The sequence below is a fragment of the uncultured Halorubrum sp. genome, assembly GCF_937146585.1.
Lineage (GTDB): Archaea > Halobacteriota > Halobacteria > Halobacteriales > Haloferacaceae > Halorubrum > Halorubrum miltondacostae.
In genome coordinates this window covers 1-6,863 of record NZ_CAKZRO010000163.1, presented here as the reverse complement: position 1 = coordinate 6,863, position 6,863 = coordinate 1, and the positions used below count along the sequence as shown (strand labels likewise).

General features: G+C 68.4%; 5 protein-coding genes. 4 read left to right on the top strand and 1 reads right to left on the bottom strand.

Going from position 1 to position 6,863, the window contains the following annotated elements; all coding sequences use genetic code 11:
* A partial coding sequence (locus tag Q0116_RS13730) for a tRNA uridine(34) 5-carboxymethylaminomethyl modification radical SAM/GNAT enzyme Elp3 (protein ID WP_297889521.1) occupies positions 1-935 on the top strand: 935 nt, incomplete at its 5' end.
* Positions 936-963: 28 nt separating this feature from the next.
* Here Q0116_RS13730 and Q0116_RS13725 read toward each other — a convergent pair.
* The gene (locus Q0116_RS13725) at positions 964-2,304 is read right to left on the bottom strand and encodes a S8 family serine peptidase (protein ID WP_297889524.1); all 1,341 of its coding nucleotides are present in this window, start codon (positions 2,302-2,304) and stop codon (positions 964-966) included.
* Between the two features lie 154 nt (positions 2,305-2,458).
* On the opposite strand from Q0116_RS13725, the gene rqcH reads away from it, so the two are divergent.
* From rqcH to purF, 3 genes are all read left to right on the top strand, one after another.
* On the top strand, positions 2,459-4,645 hold the full coding sequence (gene rqcH / locus Q0116_RS13720) for a ribosome rescue protein RqcH (RefSeq protein ID WP_297889518.1): 2,187 nt from the start codon (positions 2,459-2,461) through the stop codon (positions 4,643-4,645).
* Between the two features lie 96 nt (positions 4,646-4,741).
* On the top strand, positions 4,742-5,134 hold the full coding sequence (locus Q0116_RS13715) for a DUF5820 family protein (protein WP_297889516.1): 393 nt from the start codon (positions 4,742-4,744) through the stop codon (positions 5,132-5,134).
* A gap of 117 nt (positions 5,135-5,251) precedes the next feature.
* Entirely contained in the window at positions 5,252-6,766 is a 1,515-nt protein-coding gene (gene purF, locus Q0116_RS13710) for an amidophosphoribosyltransferase (protein WP_297889513.1), read from the top strand.
* The last annotated feature ends 97 nt before the right edge of the window (positions 6,767-6,863 follow it).

Genomic DNA, 6,863 nt, shown 5'->3' with positions numbered 1-6,863 from the left:
TCGAGGTCGGCGTCCAGACCACCTACGAGCGGATCAACCGCGAGATGCACCGCGGGCACGGCAACGAGGCGAGCCGGAACGCCAACCGCCGCCTGCGCGACGCCGCGTTCAAAGTCGGCTTCCACATGATGCCGGGACAGCCCGGCATGACCCGCGAGATGTGCCTGGAGGACTTCCGGCAGCTGTTCGAGAACCCCGACTGGCGGCCCGACTACCTGAAGATCTACCCCACGCTCGTCGTCGAGGGGACGCGGGTGTACGACCGGTGGCGGCGCGACGACTTCGACCCGCTCACCAGCGAGGAGGCGGCCGACCTCGTCGCCGACGTGATGGACCACATCCCGAAGTACACGCGGCTTCAGCGCGTCCAGCGGGACATCCCGGCCGACTTCATCGACGCCGGCGTCCAGAAGTCGAACCTCCGCCAGCTCGCGGCCCAGCGCGCCGAGGAGAAGGGGATCGTCCAGCGGGACATCCGCGCCCGCGAGGTGGGCCACAACGACGCCGACCCGGACCCCGACGACGTCGAGTTGGACGTCACCACCTACGAGGCCGGCGGCGGCACGGAACACTTCCTCGCGTTCGAGGACCCCGTGCGCGACCTGCTGGTCGGCTTCTGTCGACTGCGGTTCCCCTCGTTCGCGCCCGACCAGCCCGGCGCGCCCGGCACCGAGAGCGACCCGATCCGCCCGGAGCTCGAAGACGCCGCGCTGGTCCGCGAGCTCCACGTGTACGGCAACGAGGTCGGCATCGGCGGCGACGGCGACTGGCAGCATCAGGGGTACGGGACGAAGCTCCTCGAACGCGCCGAGGAGCTGTCCCGCGAGGCCGGCTACGGGAAAATCGCCGTCATCTCCGGCATCGGCGCCCGCGAGTACTACCGCAACAAGCTCGGCTACCGGCAGGACGGGCCGTACGTCTCGAAGCGGCTGTAGTTCAAAAAAGGCGACTCGCGGCGGGGACCTACAGCGCGTCGAGGATGTTCAGGTAGCCGGCGCCGTAGAACTCTTTCCCGTACTCATCCGGCACTTCGGCGGCCTTCTTCAGCGCGGACTCAACCTGGTTCGCGTTGTAGTCGGGGTTCGCCGACTTGACGAGGGCCGCTGCGCCCGCGACGTTCGGGGCCGCCATCGAAGTCCCGGCCTTCCAGCCGTAACCCGGTACTTGTGTGTCGGGCTCGTCGTCTCCGTCCGTGTCAACGTAGCTGAACACCGTGTTGAACACGAGGTCGTTGAACCACGGAACGCCGGTGCCGATCGCCCCTAAGTCCGCGTCACCGCCCGGCGCGGCGATCGTGATCGCGTTCGTCCCGTAGTTCGTGTAAAATGCCGGGCTCTCAGGTGGGGCGACCAGATCGCTTGTCTCTCCGTCACCGTCCGCGTCCCACCCGTATCCGATCGGTCCCGTCGAGGCGACCGACACCGCCTGCGCGCCCTCGTTCGGGAGACTGATGAAGTTCTTGTCGTGCTGGAGGTCGGCGCTGTCGTTGCCCGCCGCGATGACGAGCAGCGTCCCCTCTTTGTTCGCGTACGTCATCGCGCTGTTGAGGACCTTCCCGTAGAACTGCCCCTGTGCCTGTCTCGGGATCGGGTACGCTCCCAGCGAGAGGTTCGCCACGTCAGCGTCGATGTTCGCGCTGTAGACGACCGCCGCGAGGATGTCACCAAACGAGGCGGTGGGTCCGGAGAACACGCGACAATCGACGAGGTCGGTTTTCGGGGCCGTTCCGTTGACACCGACACCACCGCCGTTGTCCGCGGCGACGATCCCGGCGACGTGCGTCCCGTGGTCGTCGCCGCCGACGGGGTTGTGATCGCCTCCGTCGTCGGTGAAGTTCCGAGAGAGATCGAGGTTTAGTGGCCCGGCTAGGTCCGGATGCGTTTCGAGCACGCCCGAGTCGATCACGGCGACCCGAGTCCCCTCGCCCTCGGTCGTCTCGTGCGCCTCGGGGACGTCGAGGTCGTCCTTATCCCACTGGAGGAAGTCTCCCGGCTGTCCCTCGTAGTCGGACGCGTCCCGCGTCGGCGCCTCCGCGTTCGCGTCCGGCGAGTCCAGTTCGATCTGGACGTCCGCCTCGTAGCTCTTGACCGACCGCTTCACCGCCGACTCGTCGCCCCGGATGACGGCGTAATTGATCCCGGGCATCTCGTGGACGACCGTCAGGTCGCTCAGGTCGGCCCTACCCTTTGTCGAGACAATGAACCGGTCGGTCCGCTCCGCGGCCGTCACCGTGGTTCCGGCCGCGATCCCGCCGATCACCGACCCGCTCACCTTGAGAAAGTCACGCTTGGTAATATTCAGCATGCGGCTGTACATCGAATATCGTGGAGATATAATTTTCCCACAACATTTATTATGGATAATACCTCGCGGCTCCGTACGATCGCTCACATCGCCTTCGCCGGCTGACCCGGCGACAACGACACGCCTTTTTCCGGCCCGCGAGTCTCTCTTTCGTATGGACCAGAAGCGGGAGCTGTCGAGCATCGACCTCGCCGCGCTCGTCACCGAGCTGAACCGGTACGAGGGCGCGAAGGTCGACAAGGCGTACCTCTACGACGACGACCTGCTCCGGCTGAAGCTGCGCGACTTCGACCGCGGCCGCGTCGAGCTCATGATCGAGGTGGGCGACGTGAAGCGCGCGCACGCCGCGGACCCGGACAACGTCGCGGACGCGCCCGGCCGCCCGCCGAACTTCGCGAAGATGCTCCGGAACCGGCTGTCCGGCGCGGATTTCGCGGGCGTCGAGCAGTACGAGTTCGACCGCATCCTCACGTTCGAATTCGAGCGCGAGGACCAGAACACGACGCTCGTCGCCGAGCTGTTCGGCCAGGGGAACGTCGCCGCGCTCGACGAGACGGGCGAGGTGATCGGGGCGCTCTCGACGGTCCGACTCAAGTCCCGCACCGTCGCGCCCGGTTCCCAGTACGAGTACCCGGCCTCTCGGCTCAACCCCCTCACCGTGAGCCGCGGCGGGTTCGACCGCCACATGCGCGAGTCGGACAGCGACGTGGTGCGGACGCTCGCCACGCAATTGAACCTCGGCGGGCTCTACGCGGAGGAGGTGTGTACCCGCGCCGGCGTGCCGAAGGAGACGCCCATCGAGGAGGCGACGGACGACCAGCTCGGCGCGCTCCACGACGCGCTCTCCCGACTCGACGAGCGGCTCCGCTCGGGCGACATCGACCCCCGCGTGTACGAGGAGTCGGTCGACGGCGACGGCGGAGACGGCGACGACACCGACCCCCGCGTGGTCGACGTGACGCCGTTCCCGCTCGCCGAGCACGAGGGGCTCCCGAGCGTCGGGTTCGACTCGTTCAACGCCGCGGTCGACGAGTACTTCTACCGGCTCGGGAACGAGGCCACCGACGACGGCGAGGCACCGGCGGACGCGACCGCGTCCCGCCCGGACTTCGAGGAAGAGATCGCCAAACAGGAGCGGATCATCGAACAGCAGCGCGGGGCGATCGAGGGGTTCGAAGAGCAGGCGCAGGCGGAGCGCGAGCGCGCCGAGCTGCTGTACGCGAACTACGACCTCGTCGACGAGGTGCTCTCGACGGTGCGGGAGGCCCGCGAGAACGAGGTCCCGTGGGACGAGATCGCGGCGACGCTCGACGCCGGCGCGGAGCGGGGCATCCCGGCCGCGGCGGCCGTCGTCGACGTCGACGGGGGCGAGGGGGCGGTGACGGTCGAGCTCGACGACGAGGACGGCGACGCCGTCCGCGTCGACCTCGACGCGAGCGAGGGCGTGGAGGTCAACGCCGACCGGCTCTATCAGGAGGCGAAGCGCGTCGAGGAAAAGAAGGCGGGCGCGAAGGCGGCGATCGAGTCCACCCGCGAGGAACTGGAGGCGGTCAAGGAACGGAAGGCGGAGTGGGAGGAACAGCAGGCGGCCGACGACGGGAGCGACGGCGACGACGGCGACGACGAGGGTGACGACGAGGAGGCGCACGAGACCGACTGGCTCTCCCGGTCGTCGATCCCGATCCGCAGTCCGGACGACTGGTTCGAGCGGTTCCGGTGGTTCCGTACCTCGACCGGCTACCTCGTCATCGGCGGGCGCAACGCCGACCAGAACGAAGAGCTGGTGAAGAAGTACATGGGCAAACACGACCGGTTCTTCCACACGCAGGCGCACGGCGGGCCGGTGACGCTCCTGAAGGCGGCGGGGCCCTCGGAGTCGGCGGACCCGGTCGACTTCTCCGAGGAGACGCTGCGGGAGGCCGCGCAGTTCGCGGTCTCGTATTCGTCGGACTGGAAGGACGGCCGCGGCGCGGGCGACGCGTACATGGTCGAGCCGGACCAGGTGTCGAAGACGCCCGAGAGCGGCGAGTACATCGAGAAGGGGAGCTTCGTTATCCGCGGCGACCGGACGTACTTCGAGGACGTCCCCTGCCGGATCGCCGTCGGCGTCCAGTGCGAGCCGGTCACCCGCGCCATCGGCGGCCCGCCGTCGGCCATCGTCGACCGCGCGGCCGCGCACCTCACCTTCGAACCGGGGATGTACGCGCAGAACGACGCCGCGATGGTGGCGTACCGGAACCTGAAAGAGCGGTTCGCCGACCAGTCGTTCGTGCGCAAGGTCGCGAGCGCGGACCAGCTTCAGGAGTTCCTCCCCCCGGGCGGGTCCGACATCGTCGACTGAGGGTCCCTCGCGGTTCGACGGGCGACGTGCGCCGCGTTGACGACGCACCGCCCGCCCGAGCGCGACGTTTTCAAGCCTCCGCGACCGAGTGGAGCCATGGCCTTCGAATCGCTGCCGGAGGGGTGGCGGGTGTGGAACGAGGAGCCCAGCGGCCGGGCGATCCTCGTCTACCGCCCCGACGTCTTCGGGAGCGGCGACCTCCCCGACGAGTGTCTCCCGACGATCTACCTGACGAACGGCTCCCGGAACGCGCGGCCCGGCTCGGGCCAGTACGCGACCGACGAGTGGCACGTCGTCCTCTTCTTGGAGCCCGAGATCGAGGCGGTCGCGGAGACGCACGAGAGCCGCGAGGCGGGCGCGGCGGGCGCGGTCGACGTCGCGGAGCGGTTCGTCGACGGCGCGGTCGACTACCGGGGGGCGTACCAGGTGCCGCGAGAGGCGTACTTCGCGCGCCTCGACGAGTTCGTCGGCGGCGAGGAGACCGCGTGACCGTACGCTGACTCATGCCGAATATTATACACGATCACGTATAACTCGAGGCGAGAAGGGGAGCGATACGCCACGAACACGAGGATTTTTATCGCCGCCCGCCTCACTCTCGCGTACATGAACGCCGGTGGGGACCACGGCGGCGACGAACCGCGCGAGAAGTGCGGCGTCGTCGGCGTCTCGCTCGAGGACCGGGAGGCCGCGCGACCGCTGTACTACGCGCTTTACGCGCTCCAACACCGCGGCCAGGAGTCGGCCGGCATCGTCACGCACGACGGGTTCCAGCAGCACAGCCACGTCGAGCGCGGCCTCGTCGGCGACGCGTTCGAGGAGGGGGACCTCGCGTCGCTGTCGGGCGGCACGGGCATCGGTCACGTCCGCTACCCGACGGCCGGTAGCCTCGACAAGAGCTGCGCGCAGCCCTTCTCGGTGTCGTTCAAGTCCGGATCGCTCGGGCTCTCGCACAACGGAAACCTCGTCAACGCCGACGAGGTGCGCGAGGAGCTCGCGGCCGCGGGCCACGCGTTCACCTCCGACGGCGACACCGAGGTGATCGCCCACGACCTCGCCCGGAACCTCCTCGAAGAGGACCTCGTGCGGGCGGTCAAACACACGATGAACCGCATCCACGGCTCCTACTCGCTGGCGATCACCCACGACGACACCGTGCTGGGCGTCCGCGACCCGCTCGGGAACCGACCGCTGTGTCTCGGGAAGATCGACGGCGGCTACGTCCTCGCCAGCGAGTCCGCCGCCATCGACACGCTCGACGGGGAGCTGATCCGCGACGTCCGCCCCGGCGAGCTCGTCGTCTTGGACCCCGACGGAACCGGATACGACACGTATCAGCTCGTCGAACGCGACGCGACCGCCCACTGCTTCTTCGAACACGTCTACTTCGCGCGGCCCGACTCCGTCATCGACGAGAGCCTCGTGTACGAGGTGCGCCGCTCGCTCGGGCGGAAGCTCTGGGAGGAGTCCGGCGTCGAGTCGGACGTCGTGATGCCCGTCCCCGACTCCGGGCGCGCGTTCGCCTCCGGCTACGCGGACGCCGCGGGGGAGACCACGGCTACCGGCGAGCCGCGGCCGGCCGACGACGAGGGCGTGGAGTTCGCCGAGGGGCTGATGAAGAACCGGTACGTCGGCCGGACGTTCATCATGCCCACCCAAGACGAGCGCGAGCGGGCCGTCCGGCTGAAGCTCAACCCGATCAGGTCGACGATCGAGGGGCAGTCGGTCACCATTATCGACGACAGCATCGTCCGGGGGACCACCTCCCGGCAGCTCGTCTCGCTGTTGAAAGACGCCGGCGCCGAGGAGGTCCACGTCCGGATCGGCGCGCCGCCGATCGTCGCACCGTGTTACATGGGGATCGATATGGCGTCCCGCGACGAACTCATCGCGGCCGACCGGTCGGTCGAGGAGATCCGCGAGGAGATCGACGCCGACAGCCTGGGCTACCTCTCGATCGATGCGATCGCAAACGTGTTGGACGCGTCGCGGCTCGACCTCTGTCTCGGGTGTGTCACCGGCGAGTATCCCTACGATATCGACGGCGAGGCCACCGACCGCGACGTCCAGCGGCCGGTCATCGACGACCGGGACGGGTCGGCGGCGCAGGCCGACGACTGATACGGATTATTGTAGTCAACTACCGGTCATTGCCGACCCCGTCTCCAGCACTGACTGGTAATTCGTCACAATAATCCGTATGAGTGCGGCGATCCGT

Excerpts from the sequence above, each read along its gene's own strand:
- Q0116_RS13725 (WP_297889524.1), bottom strand. The coding sequence starts at position 2,304 with ATGCTGAATATTACCAAGCGTGACTTTCTCAAGGTGAGCGGGTCGGTG.
- rqcH (WP_297889518.1), top strand. The coding sequence starts at position 2,459 with ATGGACCAGAAGCGGGAGCTGTCGAGCATCGACCTCGCCGCGCTCGTC.
- Q0116_RS13715 (WP_297889516.1), top strand. The coding sequence starts at position 4,742 with ATGGCCTTCGAATCGCTGCCGGAGGGGTGGCGGGTGTGGAACGAGGAG.
- purF (WP_297889513.1), top strand. The coding sequence starts at position 5,252 with ATGAACGCCGGTGGGGACCACGGCGGCGACGAACCGCGCGAGAAGTGC.